This window comes from Kitasatospora sp. NPDC005748 (assembly GCF_040630735.1).
In the GTDB taxonomy this organism is placed as follows: Bacteria; Actinomycetota; Actinomycetes; order Streptomycetales; family Streptomycetaceae; genus Kitasatospora.
This window is the reverse complement of the sequence record NZ_JBEXYD010000047.1, coordinates 1-19507: the sequence shown is the minus strand read 5'-3', so window position 1 is coordinate 19507 and position 19507 is coordinate 1. Positions and strand designations below refer to the sequence as shown.

At 74.7% G+C, this 19507-nt stretch carries 13 protein-coding genes; 12 read left to right on the top strand and 1 reads right to left on the bottom strand.

Going from position 1 to position 19507, the window contains the following annotated elements; all coding sequences use genetic code 11:
* Positions 1 to 13 precede the first annotated feature (13 nt).
* The 12 genes from ABZ495_RS27180 to ABZ495_RS27125 all read left to right on the top strand — a co-directional run bounded on the left by ABZ495_RS27180 (position 14) and on the right by ABZ495_RS27125 (position 13443).
* Positions 14 to 802 carry an alpha/beta fold hydrolase gene (locus ABZ495_RS27180; RefSeq protein ID WP_352296441.1) on the top strand — a complete coding sequence of 263 codons (789 nt, stop codon included), beginning with the start codon at positions 14 to 16 and terminating at the stop codon, positions 800 to 802.
* A gap of 115 nt (positions 803 to 917) precedes the next feature.
* Complete coding sequence (locus ABZ495_RS27175) at positions 918 to 2669, top strand: fatty acyl-AMP ligase (RefSeq protein ID WP_359838542.1); 1752 nt, start codon at positions 918 to 920, stop codon at positions 2667 to 2669.
* Positions 2666 to 4429 carry an acyl-CoA dehydrogenase family protein gene (locus tag ABZ495_RS27170; protein ID WP_359838540.1) on the top strand — a complete coding sequence of 588 codons (1764 nt, stop codon included), beginning with the start codon at positions 2666 to 2668 and terminating at the stop codon, positions 4427 to 4429. The genes ABZ495_RS27175 and ABZ495_RS27170 overlap by 4 nt, the downstream gene beginning before the upstream one ends.
* A complete protein-coding gene (locus tag ABZ495_RS27165) occupies positions 4426 to 6144 on the top strand; it encodes an acyl-CoA dehydrogenase (protein ID WP_359838538.1) in 1719 nt (572 codons plus the stop codon). Before ABZ495_RS27170 ends, ABZ495_RS27165 begins: the two co-directional genes overlap by 4 nt.
* A 77-nt stretch (positions 6145 to 6221) precedes the next feature.
* Positions 6222 to 6995 carry an enoyl-CoA hydratase-related protein gene (locus ABZ495_RS27160; RefSeq protein ID WP_359838536.1) on the top strand — a complete coding sequence of 258 codons (774 nt, stop codon included), beginning with the start codon at positions 6222 to 6224 and terminating at the stop codon, positions 6993 to 6995.
* A 30-nt stretch (positions 6996 to 7025) separates the two neighbouring features.
* Positions 7026 to 8438, top strand: coding sequence for a condensation domain-containing protein (locus tag ABZ495_RS27155; RefSeq protein WP_359838534.1), 1413 nt, complete (start codon positions 7026 to 7028; stop codon positions 8436 to 8438).
* A 37-nt stretch (positions 8439 to 8475) separates the two neighbouring features.
* Entirely contained in the window at positions 8476 to 9387 is a 912-nt protein-coding gene (locus tag ABZ495_RS27150; protein ID WP_359838584.1) for an alpha/beta hydrolase, read from the top strand.
* A 54-nt stretch (positions 9388 to 9441) separates the two neighbouring features.
* A complete protein-coding gene (locus tag ABZ495_RS27145) occupies positions 9442 to 9714 on the top strand; it encodes an acyl carrier protein (protein ID WP_329488959.1) in 273 nt (90 codons plus the stop codon).
* A gap of 28 nt (positions 9715 to 9742) precedes the next feature.
* Positions 9743 to 10831: a zinc-binding dehydrogenase gene (locus ABZ495_RS27140; RefSeq protein WP_359838532.1), complete on the top strand. Its 1089-nt coding sequence runs from the start codon at positions 9743 to 9745 to the stop codon at positions 10829 to 10831.
* 26 nt (positions 10832 to 10857) lie between these two features.
* On the top strand, positions 10858 to 11406 hold the full coding sequence (locus tag ABZ495_RS27135) for a YbaK/EbsC family protein (protein WP_359838530.1): 549 nt from the start codon (positions 10858 to 10860) through the stop codon (positions 11404 to 11406).
* Between the two features lie 115 nt (positions 11407 to 11521).
* Entirely contained in the window at positions 11522 to 12808 is a 1287-nt protein-coding gene (locus ABZ495_RS27130; protein WP_352296464.1) for a sensor histidine kinase, read from the top strand.
* Positions 12796 to 13443 carry a response regulator transcription factor gene (locus ABZ495_RS27125; protein ID WP_329488963.1) on the top strand — a complete coding sequence of 216 codons (648 nt, stop codon included), beginning with the start codon at positions 12796 to 12798 and terminating at the stop codon, positions 13441 to 13443. The genes ABZ495_RS27130 and ABZ495_RS27125 overlap by 13 nt, the downstream gene beginning before the upstream one ends.
* A 121-nt stretch (positions 13444 to 13564) precedes the next feature.
* On the opposite strand, the gene ABZ495_RS27120 is transcribed toward ABZ495_RS27125, so the two are convergent.
* Positions 13565 to 19507: amino acid adenylation domain-containing protein (locus ABZ495_RS27120; protein WP_359838528.1), on the bottom strand; the 5943-nt coding region annotated here is incomplete at its 5' end.

Genomic DNA, 19507 nt, shown 5'->3' with positions numbered 1-19507 from the left:
CCGAAGGACGCTCATGACCGACTCCGTGGCGCTGTGGTTCCGCACCTACCACACGGCTCCGGCCCCGCGGCTGCGGCTGGTCTGCTTCCCGCACGCCGGCGGAGCACCCACCGCCTACTGGTCCTGGGCCCGTGAACTGCCCGAGGACATCGAGGTGCTGTCGGCCTGCTACCCGGGCCGGCAGGACCGCCTCGGCGACCCCTACGCGCCCTCCGTCCACGCGATGGCGGACGAGATCGCCGCCGCCCTGGCCGTTCTGGCCGCCGACGGAGTGCCGCTGGCCCTGTTCGGCCACAGCATGGGCTCCGTGGTCGCGCACGAGGTGACGCTGCGGCTCGGCGCCGAGCACGGCGTGCGCCCGGTGCGGCTGTTCGTCTCCGGCTCCGAGGCCCCGCACCGCCGTGAGCGCGAGGAGTCGGCGGCCGCGGACGACGCCGACTTCCTGGCCGAGCTGCGCCAGCTCGGCCACAGCTCGCTGGCCGACATGGACCCGGGCCTCCTGGAGCTGGTGCTCCCCAGCATCCGGGCCGACTACCGGCTGTCGGCCGCCTACCGGCCCGACCCCGCGGCCGGACGCCACCGGGTGCCGGTCGTCGCCTACGTGGGGGCCCGGGACGCCGAGTGCGCGCCCGACAACGTCGCCGCCTGGTCGGACACCACCAGCGCCGGCTTCGAGCTGCGGATCTTCCCCGGCGACCACTTCTACCTCCAGGCCCAGGAGAAGCAGCTGCTCGCCCACATCGCCGGGCACCTGCAGTCCGACCTGCGGCTGCGCCAGGTGCTCGGCACCGGTCGCGCCTGAACCCCGCCCCGCCCCGCCCCGCCCGCGCCGCGCCCGCCCGTCGCCGTCCCCGCGGGCGCCGGCGTCCCGCCCCGCCCCGCCACCGTCCACCCCTGACCGAAAAGAGGCCGTGCTGATGGCCGATCACCTGGTGACCCGACTGGAGCGGCACGGCCGCGAAACCCCCGACCGCACCGCCCTGGTCTTCGTCGAGGCCGCCTCCGACGGCTGGTCGGAGCAGCCGCTGAGCTTCGGTGACCTCGACCGCGCGGCCCGCTCGGTCGCCTCCTGGCTGCGCGAGCGGTGCGCCGTCGGCGAGCGCGTGATGCTGCTGTACGGGGCCGGACCCGAGTTCGTGACCGCGCTGGCCGGCTGCCTGTACGCGGGCGTGGTGGCCGTTCCGGCGCCCCAGCCCAGCACCCAGCGCGGCCACAGCTCCCGCGTCGACGGCATCGTGCGGGACGCCGACATCCGTCTGGTGCTGACCGACTCGGCCAACCACGGCACGGCCGTCGCCATGCTGGAGCAGGCCGGTGTCACCGAGCTGCCCTGCGTGGCCACCGACCTGCTGGACCTGGCGCCCGCCCCCGACTGGCAGGTGCCGCCGACCGCCGACGACGACCTGGTGTTCATCCAGTACACGTCGGGGTCGACCAGCGCGCCCAAGGGCGTGATGGTCACCCAGCGCTCGCTGCGCCACAACATCGGCCTGATCGCGCGGGCCTTCGCGCTGGAGTACGACAGCCGCGGCGCCTGCTGGCTGCCCCAGCACCACGACATGGGCCTGATCGGCGCCCTGATCGCACCGCTGTACGTCGGCGCCCTCGGCTACCAGCTCGCCCCGATGGCCTTCCTGCGCCGCCCGCACCTGTGGCTGGAGCTGATCAGCAGCCGGCGCGCCACCCACACGTCGGCCCCGAACTTCGCCTACGACCTGTGCGCCCGCCGGGTGACCGACGCCCAGCTGGCCGGACTGGACCTGGGCAGCCTGGTCAGCGCGGGCAACGGCGCGGAGCCGGTGAGCGCCGCCACCCTGCGCCGGTTCGTCGACCGGTTCGCCCCGGCGGGCTTCCGGCTCGACCAGTTCAACCCCTGCTACGGCATGGCCGAGACCACCCTGCTGGTCTCCGGCACGCCGCGCGGCGAGACCCCGGCCCTGACGGCCGTCGACGCCGAGGCGCTCGCCGCCAACGAGCTGCGTCCGGTCGCCCCGGGCGGCGACGGCCCGCTGCTGGTGAGCAGCGGCACCGTCCACGACCTCGACGTGCGGATCGTCGACCCGGCCACCGCCGCCACCCTCCCGGACGGCGGGATCGGTGAGATCTGGATCCGAGGCGACAGCGTGGCCGCCGGCTACTGGCGCAACCCCGAGGCCACCGCGACGACCTTCCGCGCCGTCACGGCGGAGGGCGCGGCGGGCTACCTGCGCACCGGCGACACCGGCGCCCTGCACGAGGGCCGGCTGTACGTCACCGGGCGGATCAAGGAAGTCCTGATCGTCAACGGCCGCAACCTCTACCCGCACGACATCGAGCGCGAACTCGCCGAACTGGACGAGGCGTTCAACGGGCTCAGCGGCAGCGTCTGCACGGTGCCGGGCACCGGTGAGCAGATCGTGGTGATGCACGAGGTCCGCCGCCGCCCCGGCGCCCCCGAGGAGCTGGCCGAGTTCGCCCGGCAGCTGCGCGGCCGGCTCGCCGAGCGGGTCGGCGTGCGGATCCCCAACCTGGTGCTGCTGCGGCCCGGCCAGGTCCGCAAGACCACCAGCGGCAAGGTGCAGCGCTCGCTCATGCGTGAGCTGTTCATGACCGGAGCGCTGGAGCCGGTGGTCGAGGACCTCGACCCGGCCACCGCCGCCCGCTACCGCAGCGCGGCCGGTGCGCGATGACCCACGCCGCCACCCACCCCTCCCGTCGGATCGCCGGGGAGCTGGACCGCGCCCTCGGCGACCCCGAGGACGGCGGACGGCTGTTCTCCTACGCGCGCTGCGGCGCGCTGGACGACCGGGAGGAGTTCCCGGTCGAGATCTGCCGGGAGCTGGACCTGCTGGGGCTGCCCCGGCACTACGTCCCGGCCGAGTACGGCGGGGCGCTGGAGAGTTACGAGCACGTCCTGCAGCTGATGCGCGCGGTCGCCCGCCGGGACCTCACCGTCGCCATCGCGCACGGCAAGACCTTCCTCGGCGCGGTGTCGGTCTGGGTCGGCGGCAGCCGGGAGCAGGCCGAGCGGCTGGCCGCCCAGGTGCTCGACGGGACGGTGGTCTCCTGGGGCCTGACCGAGCGCGACCACGGCAGCGACCTGCTGGCCGGCGAGGTCGTCGCCGTGCCGACCGGGGACGGTTACCGGGTGAGCGGCGAGAAGTGGCTCATCAACAACGCCAACCGCGGCCGGGCGGTCTGCCTGCTGGCCCGTACCGGCGAGGCCGGCGACGCGCGCGGCTTCAGCCTGCTGATGATCGACAAGTCCGCCGTCGCGCCGCCCGGCTACCGGCCGCTGCCGGCCGTGAAGCTGCACGGCATCCGCGGCGCCGACATCAGCGGGGTGGCCTTCACCGACGCCCGGGTGCCGGCCGACGCGCTGGTCGGCGGCGAGGGCGACGGCGCCGAGATCGTCCTCAAGAGCCTCCAGCTGACCCGCACGATGTGCGCCGCGCTGTCGCTCGGCGCCGCCGACAACGCGCTCACGCTGGCCGCCGGCTACGCCCTGGAGCGGCGGGCCTACGGCCGGCTGCTGGCCGAACTCCCGCAGACCCGCAGGCTGCTGGCGCAGTCGTACGCGGACGTGCTGCTCGCCGAGGCGGTGAGCACGGTGGCCGTCCGCAGCATCCACGCGCTGCCCGGCGAGCTGGCCGTCTCCTCGGCCGTCACCAAGTACCTGGTGCCGACCCTGGTCGACCAGGTGATCGACCGGCTCGGGACCGTGCTCGGATCGCGCTCGCTGCTGGTCGGCGAGACCTACCAGCACGGCCGCTTCCAGAAGGTCCAGCGCGACCACCGGATCGTCGGCATCTTCGACGGCAACGCGCTGGTCAACCTGCACGCACTGATCAACCACTTCCCCCTGCTGGCCCGCCAGTTGCGCAAGCGGACGGTGGACGCCGCCGGGCTGGCCGAGGCCACCGACCTGGCCGCGCCGCAGGCCCCGCTCGACCGCGAGCGGCTCAGCCTGCTCCCGCGCGGCGGCTCCAGCGTGCTGCAGGCGCTGCCCGCCGCGGTGGCCGAACTCGGCCGGCTGGCCGCGCACGGCGCCGTCCCGGCCTCGCTCGGCCGGCGGGCCGAGGCACTGCTGGCCGCGGTCGACGGCCTGGCGGTCGAACTGGCCGCCCACCGGCCGGTCCCGGTCGAGGCGCCGCGCGCGGCCTTCGACCTGGCCGAGCGGTACGCCCTGCTGTACGCGGCCGCGGCCGCCGTCCAGCTCTGGCTGCGCAACCACGAGGCACCCGAGCACCAGGGCGGCCTGTGGGCCGACGGGCTCTGGCTGGAGGCGGCGCTGGCCCGGGTGCTGACCCGGCTCGGCCTCGGCCCGCGGCGCCCGGTGGCCGGCGACGACCTGCTGGAGCGGCTGGTGCCCTTCCTGGAGGAGCAGCAACGCAGCGGCCTCCTCCCGTCCCTGCTGTCCTACCCCCTGGTGAAGGGAAGCAGCCGATGACCACGGCCACCACCCCCGACTGCTACGCCGACCTCGGCAACCCGGCACCGCTGGAGGCCCTGTTCGGCGACCCCGAGTACCAGGACAACCCGCTGGGCTTCGCCGCCTTCGTGGCCGCCGACGAGCGCGGCGACCTGCTCCCGGCCGGTGAGCGCGTCCTGGACGCCTACGGGCTCGGCGCCGAGTTCGTGCCGCGGCGGCTCGGCGGCCGGCTCGACCGGGCCGACCGGCTGGCCCGGGTGCTGCGCCCGCTGTTCCGCCGCGACGCGGCGCTCGGCCTCGGCCACGGCGCCAGCAACCTGGTCGGCGCGGTCAACGTGTGGGCCCAGGGCGGTGACCAGCAGCAGCGGTGGCTCGCGGACGTCCTGTGCCGCAACGGCCGGATCGCCGCCGCCTACACCGACATGTCCACCGGCAACGACGTCTCGAACACCGCCTTCCGCGGCACCCTGCGGCAGGACCACCTCGTCCTCGACGGCCGCAAGGAGATCATCAACAACCTGGCCCGTGCCGAGGCCGTCACCGTGCTGGCCCGCACCAGCCCGGAGCCCGGCAGCCGCAGCCACTCGATGGTGCTGGTCGACATGGCCACCGCGCCGCGCGACCGGCTGCGCTTCCTGCCGCGCTACCGCACCGTCGGGGTGCGCGCGATGTACCTGGGCGGGCTGCAGTTCGACCACTGCCCGGTGCCGGTGACCGCGGTGGCCGGCGAGGTCGGCGCGGCCATGGAGACCATCCTGCGGTCCTTCCAGGTCACCCGGGCGGTGCTGCCCGCCGCCGCGCTCGGCGCGGTGGACCAGCAGCTGCGCACGGTCACCGGCTTCGCGCTGGGCCGGCGGCTGTACCACCGCACGGTGGCCGACCTGCCGCACGCCCGCTCGGTGCTCACCGACGCCTTCGTGGACCTCCAGGCGGCCGACGCCTTCGCCACCACGGTCTGCCGAGCGCTGCACCTGCTGCCCGGGCAGACCAGCGTCTACGCGGCGGCCGTCAAGTACCTGGTGCCGCTGCTCTTCAAGGACACCGTCGACGCCCTGGGCCAGGTGCTGGGCGCCCGCTCGTTCCTGCGCGAGGGGCCGCACGCGGTGTTCCAGAAGCACGCCCGGGACCTGCCGGTCGCCTCGCTGGTGCACGCCGGCGGCACGGTCTGCCAGGCCACCGTCATCCCGCAGCTGCCCCGGCTGGCCCGCGCCGCCTGGCTGGTCGGCGAACCGGCCCCGGCCGGCGTCTTCCACCTGGCGGGGGACCTGCCCGAGCTGGACTTCGACCGGCTGAGCACCACCGCCGGGCGGTACGACCCGCTGCTGGGGAGCCTGGTGGACGCGGCCGCCCGGGTGCGCGACGAACCGGTCCTGGGCCGGCTCACCGCCCAGCTGGTGGACGAGCTGACCGCGCTCAAGCAGGCCTGCCAGGAGCTCGCGCCCCGGGACCGCACCCCGCTGGCCGGCCCGGTGAGCTTCGAACTCACCCACCGCTACGCGGTGCTGCTGGCCGCCGCCTGCTGCCTGGGCGTGTGGCTGAACAACCCGGACCACCCGGGCGCGTACGCGCACCGGCCCGAGTGGGTCGTCGCGGCGCTGGCCCGGCTCACCGCCCGGCTCGGCTGCCCGCCGGTGCCCGGGGCGGAGGCCGTCCGTCCGGCGGTCTTGCGCGAGCTGCTCGACCGCTACGAGAGCGGCGCCGGATTCGACCTCATCGGCCGGCACCTCGCCTGACCGGCCGGCACCTCGCGCACGCGGACCGGTGGCTCCCGACGGGAGCCGCCGATGACGCCCAGTGACAGGAAGAGAGCATGGGAAAGTACGTACGGGTCGAGGAGGCCGGGCCGGTCGCGACCGTCCGGCTGCTGCGCCCGACCATCAGCGGCGCCGACCCGGTGCTGCCCGCGGAGCTGGCCGAGGCCGCCGAGCGGGTCGGATCGGACCCGGCCGTCCGGGCCGTGATCCTCACCGGGGGCCGGCGCGTCTTCGGCTCCGGCGCGGACCTCGCGGCGATGGCCGAGCGCACCCCCGCCGAGGTGGACGCGTACACCGCCCGGCTGCACGCCGGGTTCGCCGCGATCGCCGCGATCCCCAAGCCGGTGGTGGCCGCGATCGTGGGCTTCGCCCTGGGCGGCGGGCTCGAACTCGCGCTCTGCGCCGACTTCCGGGTGGCCGGGTCCGGGGCTGTGCTCGGCCTGCCGGAGATCCGGTTGGGGATCATCCCCGGCACCGGCGGCACCCAGCGGCTGCCCCGGCTGATCGGCCCGGCACGGGCCAAGCGGCTGATCATGACCGGACGGCAGGTGGACGCGGCCGAGGCGCTCGAGCTCGGCCTGGTCGACGAGGTCGTCCCGGACGCCGAGGTGCACGCCTCGGCCCAGCGGCTGGCGGAGCGGTTCGCCGACGGGCCGACAGCCGCCCTGGGCGCCGCCAAGCGGGCCGTCGACGAGGGCCTCGGCCGGCCGCTGGCCGAGGGACTGGACCTCGAACGGCACCGGTTCGCCGCCCTGTTCGCCACCGCCGACCAGCGGGAGGGCCTGCGGGCACACCTCGCCGGGGAACCCCCGCGGTTCATCGGCCACTGACCCGCCCACCCACCGCAACGAAGGACGTCGATGTCCAGCCTGCACCCCCTCTCCCACGCGCAGCAGTCGCTCTGGTTCCTCTACCGGCTGGCGCCGGACGCCGCGGTCTACAACACCGGGGTGGCCCTCACCGTCCGCTCCGCCGTCGACCTGCCCGCCCTGGAGCGGGCGATCGAGGCGACCGCCGAGCGGCACGACATGCTCCGCTCGCTCTTCGCCGAGCACGACGGCCGGGCCGCCCGCACCGTCGCCGACCGGCACCCGCTGGGCCTGGAACTGCGCGAGCTGCCGGGGCTGACCGACGAGCGGTTCCGCACCGCGGTGCGGGACGCGCTGCGCGAGCCGTTCCGGCTGGAGCGCGACGGCGCGTTCCGCTTCGTCCTGCTGCGCCGCGGCGCCGAGGACGCCGTCCTGCTGATGGCCGGCCACCACATCGGCACCGACGCCACCTCCAACTGGCTGATCCTGCGCGACCTGCTGCAGAGCTACCGGCGGCTGGTCGACGGCCGGGAGCTCGACCTCGCACCCCTCACCGCGGACTACGACGACTACACGGCCCGGGAGCGCGACCTGCTCGGCTCGCCGCGCGGCGCCCGGATGGAGCAGTACTGGCACGATTTCTGCGCCGGGGCGATCCCGGCCGAGATCCCCACCGACCGCCCCCGGCCGACGAGTCCGGGCTACCGCGGCAGCACCCACCACCTGGACCTGAGCGGCCCGCGGGTGGCCGGGCTGCGCGAGCTGGCGCTGGCCGACGGGGTCTCGCTGTTCTCCCTCCTGCTCGGGATCCTCCAGGGGCTGCTGCACCGCTACACCCGGCAGAACGCCTTCCTGGTCGGCGCGCCGACCACCACCCGGCTGAGCCCGGCGACCCGCGAGGTGGTCGGGAACTTCATCAACACCCTGCTGTTCCGGGCCGACCTGGCGCCGGGGGCGAGCTTCCGCGACGCGGCCCGGGCCGCCGACGCGCAGGTCAAGGCGGGCCTCGGCCGGGTCGGTTACCCGTTCGAGCTGCTCACCCGGACGGTCAACCGGCCGCGGACCGGCGCCGGCTCCGCGCTCTGCCGGATCACCTTCAACATGATCGGCACCAGCAGCCCCGACCCGCTGCTGAGGCTGCTCCTGGACGCGGCCGACGGCGCACCGGCCGAGTTCGCCGGACTGCGCATCGCGCCGTTCGAACTCCCTCAGGCAGAAGGCCAGTTGGACCTCGCGGTGAATGTGCGGCAGAGCGTGGACTCGCTGGCCGTCGACTTCCGCTACGACGTCGACCTGTTCGACGAGGCCACCGTCGAGCGGTTCGCCGGCTACTTCGTCCGGGCCGTCGACGCGGCCCTGGCCGACCCGGACGCCGCCGTCGCGCGCCTCACCCTGGTGGACGCGGCCGCGATGGACCGGATGTTCGGCTTCGCCACCGGCGGGGGAGGGCGGCGCGTTGGCTGAGATCGTCCACCGGACCCTGCGGGTGGCCGGCCGGCGGATGCACGTCGCCGAGACCGGCGAGGGGCCGCTGATCTTGCTGGTGCACGGCTTCCCCGAACTCTGGTACTCCTGGCGCCACCAGCTCACCGGGCTGGCCGAGGCCGGCTACCGGGTGGTCGCCCCCGACATGCGCGGCTACGGCCTCAGCGAGTGCCCCGCCGAGGCCGACCAGTACACCATCCACCACCTGGTCGGCGACGTCGTCGCGCTGATCGGCGCGCTCGGCGCGGACCGGGCGGTGGTGGCCGGGCACGACTGGGGCGCCCAGGTCGCCTGGCACACCGCGCTGATGCGCCCGGACCTGGTCCGCGGCGTGGCCGGGCTGAGCATCCCCTACCGGCCGCGGGCCGGCCTGCCGCCGCTGCCCGCGATGCGGCGCGCCATGGGCGAACGCTTCTACATGCTGTACTTCCAGGAACCCGGCGCGGCCGAGCGGGAGCTGGAACGCGACGTGCCCGCCGCACTGCGCCGGCTGCTGGCCGGCACCAGCGGCGGCGCGCCGCCCTTCGACCCGGTCGTGCCGGACGGCGGCGGCTTCCTCGACCTGTACCCGGAGCCCGACCGGCTGCCCGGCTGGCTGACCGAGCCGGACCTCGCCGTCTACGCCGAGGCGCTCGGCGCCACCGGCTTCACCGGCGGCCTGAACTGGTACCGGAACCTGCACCGCAACTGGGAGCTCACCGCGCCGCTCAACAAGGCCGCGATCCAGGTCCCGGCGCTCTACCTGGCCGGTACGGACGACTTCGTGGTCCGCGGCCAGGACCCCGACCGGCTGGCGGACGAGCTGCGGCGCTGGGCGCCCCGGCTGCACCGCAGCGTGCTGCTGCCCGGCTGCGGCCACTGGACCCAGCAGGAGCGCCCCGCCGAAGTCACCGCCGCGCTGGCCGAGTTCGCCGCCTCGCTGGACTGACCGGCGCCCCGTCACCACCCCCACGATTTCCGACCCTCCCGAGGAGTTACCACCATGACCACGTCCATCGAGCAGACCCACGACCTCACCGAGTTGCGCGCCTGGCTCACCGAGCGGGTGGCCTTCTACCTGGAGATCCCGGTCGAGCAGATCCGGCCCGACGTCAAGCTCGTCGAGTACGGCCTGGAGTCGGTCTACGCCCTCGCCCTGTGCGGCGACGCGGAGGACGAGTTCGAGGTCGAGCTGGAGCCCACCCTGGCCTGGGACTACCCCACCATCGACGCCCTCTCCGGACTGCTCGCGGAGAAGATCGCCGAGCGGGCCTGACCCCGCACCGGCAGAGAGGAGGACGACCATGCGTGCCGCCATCACCCGTGGGGGCGCACTCGTCGTCGAGGAGGTCCCGGACCCGGTGCCGCAGGCCGGACAGGTGCTGGTCCGCACCCTGGCCTGCGGCATCTGCGGCTCGGACCTGCACGCCCTCGACGACCCCGACGCGTTCGGCGACGTCATGCGCCGCACGGGCGGGAGCACCCACGACATCCGCGAGGGACTCGTGCTCGGCCACGAGTTCGCCGCCGAGATCGTCGACTACGGCCCGGGCACCGTCCGCGCCCTGCCGACCGGCACCGTGGTGTGCGGCCCGCCGATCGGCTTCGGACCGCAGGGCAGCGGGATCATCGGCTACACGCCGGCCTTCCCCGGCGGCTTCGGCGAGTACATGCTGCTCTCCGAGGCCTTCACCATGCCGGTGCCCAACGGGCTCGACCCGAAGACCGCCGCGCTCACCGAGCCGTTCTCGATCGCCGCCCGGGCCGTCCGGCGGGCCGAGGCGGCCCCCGGCTCGGTCGCCGTGGTGATCGGCCTCGGCCCGGTGGGCCTGGGCATCGTCGCGGTGCTCAAGGCCAGGGGCCTCGGCCCGGTCGTCGCGGTGGACTTCTCGCCGCGCCGCCGGGCCCTCGCCGAGCGACTCGGCGCCGACATCCTGATCGACCCGGCCGTCGAGTCCCCGTACGACCGCTGGACCTCGCTCGGGGTGATCCCCGGAATGATGGACCGGATGGCCGCCGAGTACCGGGGCGTGCGGATCAAGGACGCCGTCATCTTCGAGTGCGTCGGCACGCCCGGCATGCTCGCCCGGGTCGTGGACGGGGCACCGGCCGGCGCCCGCATCGTGCTCGTCGGCGTCTGCCTGCGCCCGGACACCTTCGACCCCGGCGTGGCCGTCGGCAAGGAGCTGGACATCCGCGGCTCCTTCGGCGGCAGCCCGACCGAGTACCGCCAGACCCTGCGCGACATCGCGGAGGGCCGGATCGACGCCGGTGCCGTGATCACCGGGGTGACCGGCCTGGACGGACTGGCCGGGGCGATCGCAGAACTGGGCGAGCCGGACCGCCACGCGAAGATCATCGTCGATCCTTCGCTGGACCGGTTCGTCGTCTGACCCAGCCAACCAAGCGTGGAGGACCAATGCTCGTCGACACGTCCGAACAGTCCGCGGCGGTGGGCCTGCTGGAACGCCCCGACCCGGCCGACCTCGCCCCGCCGTCCACCTACCGACGACTCCTCGACCTGTTCCACCGGGGTGACATCGCCTACCGGCTGATGGACCACCCGCCGGAGGGGCAGACCACGCTCGCCAGCGAGCTGCGGGGCCACGAGCTCTCCGCCGCCGCCAAGTGCATGGTGGTCACCGTCACCAAGGGCGGCCGGCCCGCCCGCCACGTGCTGGCCGTGATACCCGGCGACTGCCGGGTCGACCTCAAGCAGGTCGCCCGGGTGGCCGGCGGCGGCAAGGCGCGGTTCGCCGACCAGGGCGTCGCCGAGGCGCTCGGCGCGACGGTGAGCGGGACGATCACCCCGTTCTCCTTCCACCCGGACCTCCAGGTCCTCGCCGACCCGGCCCTCTTCGACCAGCCGGAGCTGTACTTCAACGCCGCCCGGCTGGACCGGTCGGTCGCGATCAAGTCGGCCGACTACCTGCGGCTGGCCCGCCCCCAGGTGGTCCCGATCACCTGATCACCACAGGGCTCCACACCGGTGGCACTCCTTCTCGACAAGGGGTGCCACCTTCCCTTTTCCCCGGAACGGGCGCGACATGACACTCCTTCGGCCTGCCAACTACGGTGGGCGCATGACAACCGGCACAGCCCCGCGGCGGCTGCTCACCCTCGCGCTCCGCCGCGCGCCGTGGTCGGTGCGGGTCTGGCGGGACATCGTGTTCCTCTGCCTGGGCGTCCCGCTCCAGCTGGCCTCCTTCTCCCTGGTGGCGGTGCCCTGGCTGCTGTTCGTCGAACCCGCCGACGACTGGCTCTACTGGCCGCTGGAGACCACCCAGCTGATGCTGACCGTGGTCGGACCGCTCGCCTTCCTGCTGCTCTCGGTCACCGCCCTGAACGAGGCGCAGCACCGCCGGTTCCGCTACCTGCTCGGCGAGTCGATCCCGCGTGCCGCCCACAGCACGATCCGGCTCAGCTGGCGCGGGCTCGCCACCTCGGTCCGCTCGCAGGCCGCCTGGCGCCAGCTCGGCTACCACGTCCTGGTCGGGCCGGTGCTCGGGCTCGCCGGGCTCGCCGTGCTGGCCGGCTGGCTCTACGCCATCGCCCTGGCCGGCGCGTACGGCTGGATCTGGGCCCTGCCCGAGCAGGTCCGCCAGCGCGCCGCCGTGTTCACCGCCGGCGGCCTGCTGCTCGTCCTCGTGATGCCCTGGGTGACGGCGCTGGTGGTCGGCGCGGACGGCTACCTGGCCCGCCGGCTGCTCGGGCCCAGCCGGGCCGAGCGGCTCGCCGAACGCGTCGACGACCTGACCGAGGGCCGGAACGGCCTGGTGGCCGCCGCCGACGCCGAACGGCGCCGGATCGAGCGCGACCTGCACGACGGCACCCAGCAGCGCCTGGTCGCCCTGGCGATGACCCTCGGCCTGGCCCGGGCCACCCTGACCGACGCCGGGCCGAACGCGAAGGGCGTCATCGACAAGGCGCACCGGGAGGCGCTGGAGGCCATCGCCGAGCTGAAGCACCTCGTCCGCGGCCTGCACCCGGCGGTCCTGGACGACCGCGGCCTGGACGCCGCGCTGTCCGGGGTCGCCGCCCGCGCCCCGCTGCCCGTCGACCTGGCGGTCACGGTGGACCGCCGCCCCGCGACGGCCATCGAGTCCGTCGCCTACTTCGTCGTCGCCGAGGCGCTCAACAACGTCGCCAAGCACGCCCGCGCCGAGCGCGCCGCCGTGCGGGTGGACCGCGTCGCCGACCTGCTGCGCGTCGTCGTCACCGACGACGGTGTCGGCGGCGCCGACCAGAGCCGGGGCACCGGCATCGCCGGCCTCAGCCGTCGCGCCCGTTCGGTGGACGGCACCTTCCGGATATCCAGCCCCGTCGGGGGCCCGACCACCATCACCGTGGAGCTGCCGTGCGCGTCGTGATCGCCGAGGACTCCGTCCTCCTGCGAGTCGGCCTGACCAACGTCCTGGAGACGATGGGCTTCGAGGTCGCCGCCGCCGTCGGCGACGCGGAGGAGGTGCTCCTCGCCGTCGAGGAGCACCGGCCGGACGTCGCCATCCTCGACGTCCGGATGCCGCCCTCGCACACCGACGAGGGCGTGCGGGCCGCGCTGGTGATCCGCCGTCGCTGGCCGGAGACCGCCCTGCTGCTGCTCTCCCAGTACGTCGAGGAGCGCTACGCGGCCGACCTGGTCGCCACCAACCCCAGCGGCATCGGCTACCTCCTGAAGGAACGCGTCGCGCACGTCGAGGAGTTCGTGGACGCGCTGCGCAAGGTCGCCGCCGGCGGCACCGCGCTCGACCCCGAGGTCGTCTCGCAGCTCCTGCTGCGCCGGCAGAGCGGCCCGCTCGACCGGCTGACCGAGCGGGAGCGGGAGGTGCTCGCGCTGATGGCCGAGGGCCAGTCGAACTCCTCCATCGCCGCCGCGCTGGTGATCAGCGACAGCGCCGTCGGCAAGCACATCAACAGCATCCTCACCAAGCTCGACCTGCCCCGCGAGGACGCCGGCGGCCACCGCCGGGTCCGCGCCGTCCTGCGCTTCCTGGAAGGGCGCTGACGGGCTGGGTCCCCGAGCCCGATCGGGTCCGGTCGGGCCGCGCGGTCCGGCCCGCCCTGACCCGTTCCGCCCCGAGGGCCCCGCGGTCGTACCGACCGCGGGGCCCTCGGGCGTTCCGCCGCTAGTGGACGGTGCCGACGCCGGCCACCACCCGCTGGGCGCGGGTCCGCAGCTCGTCGAGCACGTCCTCGGAGTCCGGCGCGGACCCGCCGGACACCAGGGCGGTCACCGCGTGGCTGTCGAAGCCCGCCGCCAGCAGCAGCCGCCAGTCCTCCGGCGTGGCCTGCACGTGGGTGACGCGCTGCGCGTCCACCAGGGCGACCAGCGCCGCCGGGTCCGCGGCCTCGGCCTCGGACGCCAGCACCACCCGGGCACCGCCGGTGAGTGGCAGGTGCAGCTCCGCCGCCGCCCGCAGGCCCGCCCCCGGAGCGGCCGCCAGCCAGGCGCCGCGCCGGATCCCGCCGAGTTCGGCCCGGACCTTCTCCAGCAGCCGGCCCAGCTCACGGTGGTCGACCAGCACGCCGTCCAGCAGGCAGGCAGCCCCCTCCGGCGAGGCCGCGAGCGGCAGCGCCCCGGCCGGCCGGGCGGCGAGCGGCGCCGCCTCGTCGTCCAGCCGCAGCACCCCGCCGGTGAAGCCCCCGGCCACCGCCCGATCGGTGATCAGGAAGGTGACCCGCGGGTCGACCTGCTCCGCTGCGGCGGCCGGGTCGATCAGTTGGTACGCGGCGCCGGCGCGCCAGACGCCCTGGAGCACCGGGACCAGCTCAGCCCGGCGGGCCAGCGCCACCCCGACCACCGCGCCCCGGCCGACCGCGAGCGCGGTCAGGTGGTGCGCGATCCGGTTGGCGTACTCGTCCACCTCGCGGTAGCTCAGCGTGCGCCCGGACGCGACCACGGCCACCGCCTTCGGCGTGCGGGCCGCCTGCTCGGCGATCAGCCCGACCGGCAACGGCTGCTCCAGCTCGGCCGCGGGCGCACCCGCCGACGCCGTGGGGGCCGGCAGGTAGCCGGCGGTCGCGTCCCCGTCCGGGTCGGCGGCCATCGCCTCCAGCACCAGCCGGTACATCGCGACGAGCTGCGCCAGCTGCGCCCGGCCGAGCGCGCCGGCCCCGGTGCTGAGCCCGATCCGGCCGCCGGTGGCGATCACGGTCAGGGCGAACTCGTTGGAGCCGTCGTTCATCGAGGCCCGGACGTCCACCGCGCCGCGGTCGACCTGGTGGAAGTCGAGGAACTCGAACATCACGCTCAGCGCCGCCCGGCCGGGGCCGGCCGCCCGCTGGATGGCGGGCAGCGGGTAGCGGCGGTGCGACCAGAGCTCGGTCTCGGTGCCGAAGACCCGCGCCACCAGCTCGCGCCAGGTCTTCGCGCCCCGGGCGGCCGGGAAGGGCAGGGTGTTGAGGTGCATGCCGAGCACCCGCTCCGCGCCCGGCGCCTCCAGGCGGCCGTGGTAGACCACGCCCGTGTGGAAGGCCGGGGCCGTGCTGAGCGAGCCCATCACCGTGAGGTGCGCGGCGAGCAGCACCGTCTTGAGCGAGGTGTTCGCGCCGACGGCGAGCGCCCGCAGCCGCTCCTCCAGGTCCGCGTACTCGACGTTGAGCAGCAGCGACCCGGCGCTCCGGTCTCGCCAGGTGGCGGGCAGCTCCAGCGGGCTGTGGCGGTCGACCACGTCCTGCCAGAAGGCCTGGTCGGCCGGGTCGGACAGGGCGGTCAGCTCGGCGGCGACGTAGTCCGCGTACCGGACCGCGGGGGCCTGGTAGGCGGCCGGCGTCCCGCCGTCGCGCAGCGTCCGGTAGGTGTCGAGCAGCTCCATCAGCAGCGAGTTGAGCGTCCAGCCGTCGGTGACGGCGTGGATGTGGCTCGCGGTGACCCGCCAGGCCTCGTCCGACTCGACGTGCACGGCGATCCGCAGCAGCGGCGCGGCCGTCAGCTCGAACCCGCGGGCCCGCTCCTCGGCCACGTAGCCGCGCGCCCGCTCGGCCCGCTCGTCCTCGGTCAGGCCGCGCAGGTCGTGCACGGTGACGGGGACCTCGGCGGTGGCGTGCACCAGCTGGAGCGGCCGGCCGAACCCGGTCAGGTGCACCGAGGTGCGCAGCAGCTCGTGGCGGTCCGCCAGCAGTGCCAGGGCCCGCCGCAGCGCCGCTTCGGCGAACGGCCGGGTGTCCGGGATCCGGAAGGAGTTGATGTGGTGGTAGGCCGTGCCGCCCTCGCCCGCCATCAGCTCGACGAGCATGCCGGTCTGGATCTGGGAGAGCGGGTAGGCGTCGACGACGTCGGCGGGCAGGGCCGCCCGGTCCTCCTCGTCGACCAGCGCGAACGGCTCGACGGCGGTGATCAGCGAGCGGCCGTCGCCGCCGGGCAGGGCCGCGGCCAGGGCGGCGACGGTCCGCCGCTCGAACACGTCGCGGATGGTCAGGTCGTGGCCGGCCTCGCGCAGCGCGCCGACCAGGCGGACGGCCCGGATCGAGTCGCCGCCGAGGTCGAAGAAGCTGTCCTCGACACCGACCTGCGCCAGGCCCAGCACCTCGGCCCAGACCGCCGCCAGGGCGGCCTCCAGTTCGGTGCGCGGTGCGAGGTGGTGCTCGCCCACGACGCCCACCGCCTGCTCCGGCGCGGGCAGCGCCCGGCGGTTCACCTTGCCGTTGGTGGTCAGCGGGATCCGCGCCAGGGTGACGAACGCCGCCGGCACCATGTACCCGGGCAGCGCCGCCGCCAGGTCCGACCGCACCGCCGCGAGGTCCGGGGCGGCGGAGCCGGCCGGCACCAGGTAGGCGACCAGCGACTTCTCGCCGGCCTCGTTCCGGTGCACGATCACGGTCGCCTCGTCCACCAGCGGGTGCTCGCGCAACCGGGCCTCGATCTCGCCCAGCTCGATCCGGAAGCCGCGGACCTTCACCTGGCCGTCGATCCGGCCCAGCGACTCGTAGCGGCCGTCGGGCAGGCGCCAGGCGAGGTCGCCGGTGCGGTACAGGCGGGAGCCGGCCGGGCCGTACGGGTCCGGCACGAACCGCTCGGCGGTCAGCCCGGGGCGGTTCAGGTAGCCGCGGGCCACGCCCGGGCCGCCCACGTGGATCTCGCCCGGCACGCCGTCCGGCACCAGGTGCCCGTTGGCGTCCAGCAGGTGGATCACGGTGTCGGCGACCGGCAGGCCGATCGGGGACGCCGCCCGGGGCAGGTCCGACTCCGTCACCCGGTGGTAGATCGAGTGCACGGTGGTCTCGGTCGGCCCGTAGATGTTGACCAGGGCCGTCCGCACGCCGAACTTCGCCGTCCAGGGCGCCAGTTGCGACATGTCCAGGCGCTCACCGCCGAACACGACCGCACGCAGCCCCAGCCGGTCGACGCGCGGGTCGCCCTCCTGCACCAGCCCGGTCAGCGAGCGGAACGCGGACGGGGTCTGGCAGAGCACGGTGACCCGCTCGGCCACCAGCAGCTCGACCAGCTCCTGCGGCGACCGGGCGACCATCGCGGGGACGACCACCAGGCGGCCGCCGTGCAGCAGCGGGGCCCAGATCTCCTTGACCGAGAAGTCGAAGGCGTAGGAGTGGAACAGCGCCCACACGTCGTCCGCGGCGAACGGGAAGTCCGCACGGGTCGCGCCGAACAGGCGCGGCACGTTGGCGTGCGCGGTGCCGACGCCCTTCGGCAGGCCGGTCGAACCGGAGGTGTAGATGACGTACGCCAGGTTGTCCGGGCGCACCCCGGTGGCCGGGGCGGTGGCCGGGCGGGCGTCGATCGCGGCCCGGTCGGCGTCCATCAGCACCCGGGCGCCCGCGAACTCGATCCGCTCCAGGGCGGAATGGGTCACCAGGATCGGCGCCTTGGCGTCGGCCAGCATGTAGGCGAGACGGTCGGCCGGGTTGGCCGGGTCCAGCGGCAGGTAGGCGGCGCCGGACTTCAGGATGCCGAGCAGGGCGGGGACGAGGTCCGGGCCGCGCTCCAGCGACAGGCCGACGACCCGCTCCGGCCCGGCGCCCAGGGCGCCCAGGTGGTGGGCGATGCGGTTGGCCCGCTCGTCCAGCTCGGCGTAGGTCAGGCTCTGATCGCCACTGGTCAGCGCGACGGCGTCCGGGGTGCGGGCGGCCTGGGCGGCGAACAGCTCGTGCAGGCAGCCGGCGGCCTGCTGCTCGACCGGTGCCCGGAGCACCGGGACGAGCCGGCGGTCGGCCTCGGCCAGCGGGACGGGCAGGGCGTCACCGTCGGCGTCGGCGGCCATCGCCTCCAGCACCGACCGGTACATCGCGCCCAGCCGCTCCAGGTTCTCCCGGCTCACCGTCGAGACCGCGGCCCCGAGGCTGAGCCGGCCGACCCCGGCGATCGCCATCAGGCCGAACTCGTTGCGGCCGTCGTTCAGACCACCACCGGTGTCCACCGTGCCGGTGTCGACCTGGTGGAAGTCCTGGTGGTCGAAGAGCACGGTGAGCAGGTCGCGGGTGTTCCCGGCGGCGCGCTGGACGGCGGGCAGGGGGTAGCGGCGGTGCGACCAGATCTCGGTCTCCGTCGCGTAGGTCCGCTCGACCAGTTCGCGCCAGGTCTTCGCGCCCCGGGTGGTCGGGAAGGGCAGGGTGTTGAGGTGCATGCCGAGCACCCGGTCGGCGCCCGGCGCCTCCAGGCGGCCGTGGTAGACCACGCCGGTGTGGAAGGCGTCCTCGGCCGTCAGGCTGCCCATCACCTTGAGGTGGGCGGCCAGCATGACGCTCTTGAGCGAGGTCTTCGCCTCGGTCGCGAGCCTGTGCAGGCCCTCCTCCAGGTCGGCGAACGGCACGCCGATCGAGTGGCGCTGCTCCGAGTCCTCGGCGCCGGCCCAGGTGGCCGGGATCCGCAGCGGGGTGTACCCGTCCACGACGTCCTGCCAGAAGACCTGCTCCTCGGTGCTCGCCAGGGCGGCCTCCTCGGCGGCGACGTAGTCGGCGTAGCGGACCGCCGGGGCCACGTGGGCGGCCGGCTCGCGGCCGTCCCGCAGCGCCTGGTAGCAGCCGACCAGCTCCATCAGGAAGGAGTTGATCGTCCAGCCGTCGGTCACCGCGTGCAGGTGGCTGACCGTCAGGCGCCAGGCCTCGGCAGACTCGATGTGGACCGCCAGGTGCAGCAGCGGGCCGTTCACCAGGTCGAACCCGGCCGTCCGGGCCGCGGCGACGAACGCGCGGCCGTGGGCTTCCTGCTCGGACTCGGTCAGGCCGCGCAGGTCCTCGACGACGAACGGGATCTCGATGTCGGCGTGGACGAGCTGGAGCGGCCGGCTGTAGCCGGTCAGGTCGACCGAGGTCCGAAGGATCTCGTGCCGGGCGGTGACCAGGCCGATGGCCTCGCTCATCGCTGCGGCGTCGAAGGCCTTCGCGTCCGGCAGACGGAAGGAGTTGATGTTGTGGTAGCTGTTTCCGCCGTCCGCCGTGAGCATCTCGACGAGCATGCCGGTCTGGATCTGGGAGAGCGGGTAGGCGTCGACGATGTCGGCCGGGAGGGTCTTGCGGTCCTCGTCGCCGATGAGGGTGAAGGGCTGGACGGCGGTGATGAGGGATTCGCCGGTGCCGTTGCCGGGGAGGGCTGCGGCCATGGCGGTGATGGTGCGCTGCTGGAAGACGTCGCGGATGGTGACGTCGTAGCCGACGGCGCGCAGGGCTCCGACGAGGCGGACGGCGCGGATGGAGTCGCCGCCGAGGTCGAAGAAGCTGTCGTGGATGCCGATGCGGGGGAGGTCGAGGACCTCGGCCCAGATGGTGGCGAGGCGTTCTTCGAGGGGGGTGCGGGGGGCGGTGTAGTGGGTGGTGGTGAGGGTGTCGAGGTCGGGGGTGGGGAGGGCGCGGTGGTCGATCTTGCCGTTGGGGGTGAGGGGGATGGTGTCGATGGTGAGGTAGGTGGTCGGGATCATGTAGTCGGGGAGTGTGTCGGCGAGTTGGGCGCGTAGTGCGTGGGTGTCGATGGTGGTGTGGGTGATGAGGTAGGCGGTGAGGCGCTTGTTGCCGGGGCTGGGTTCGCGGACGGTGACGACGGTGTCGGTGATGTGGGGGTGTTCGCGCAGGCGGGCTTCGATTTCGCCGAGTTCGATGCGGTAGCCGCGGATCTTGAC

Bases quoted from the DNA above. Each gene is read 5' to 3' on its own strand.
- ABZ495_RS27150 (WP_359838584.1), top strand. From the start codon at position 8,476: ATGCACGTCGCCGAGACCGGCGAGGGGCCGCTGATCTTGCTGGTGCAC.
- ABZ495_RS27155 (WP_359838534.1), top strand. From the start codon at position 7,026: ATGTCCAGCCTGCACCCCCTCTCCCACGCGCAGCAGTCGCTCTGGTTC.
- ABZ495_RS27165 (WP_359838538.1), top strand. From the start codon at position 4,426: ATGACCACGGCCACCACCCCCGACTGCTACGCCGACCTCGGCAACCCG.
- ABZ495_RS27145 (WP_329488959.1), top strand. From the start codon at position 9,442: ATGACCACGTCCATCGAGCAGACCCACGACCTCACCGAGTTGCGCGCC.
- ABZ495_RS27130 (WP_352296464.1), top strand. From the start codon at position 11,522: ATGACAACCGGCACAGCCCCGCGGCGGCTGCTCACCCTCGCGCTCCGC.
- ABZ495_RS27180 (WP_352296441.1), top strand. From the start codon at position 14: ATGACCGACTCCGTGGCGCTGTGGTTCCGCACCTACCACACGGCTCCG.
- ABZ495_RS27140 (WP_359838532.1), top strand. From the start codon at position 9,743: ATGCGTGCCGCCATCACCCGTGGGGGCGCACTCGTCGTCGAGGAGGTC.
- ABZ495_RS27160 (WP_359838536.1), top strand. From the start codon at position 6,222: ATGGGAAAGTACGTACGGGTCGAGGAGGCCGGGCCGGTCGCGACCGTC.
- ABZ495_RS27135 (WP_359838530.1), top strand. From the start codon at position 10,858: ATGCTCGTCGACACGTCCGAACAGTCCGCGGCGGTGGGCCTGCTGGAA.
- ABZ495_RS27175 (WP_359838542.1), top strand. From the start codon at position 918: ATGGCCGATCACCTGGTGACCCGACTGGAGCGGCACGGCCGCGAAACC.
- ABZ495_RS27170 (WP_359838540.1), top strand. From the start codon at position 2,666: ATGACCCACGCCGCCACCCACCCCTCCCGTCGGATCGCCGGGGAGCTG.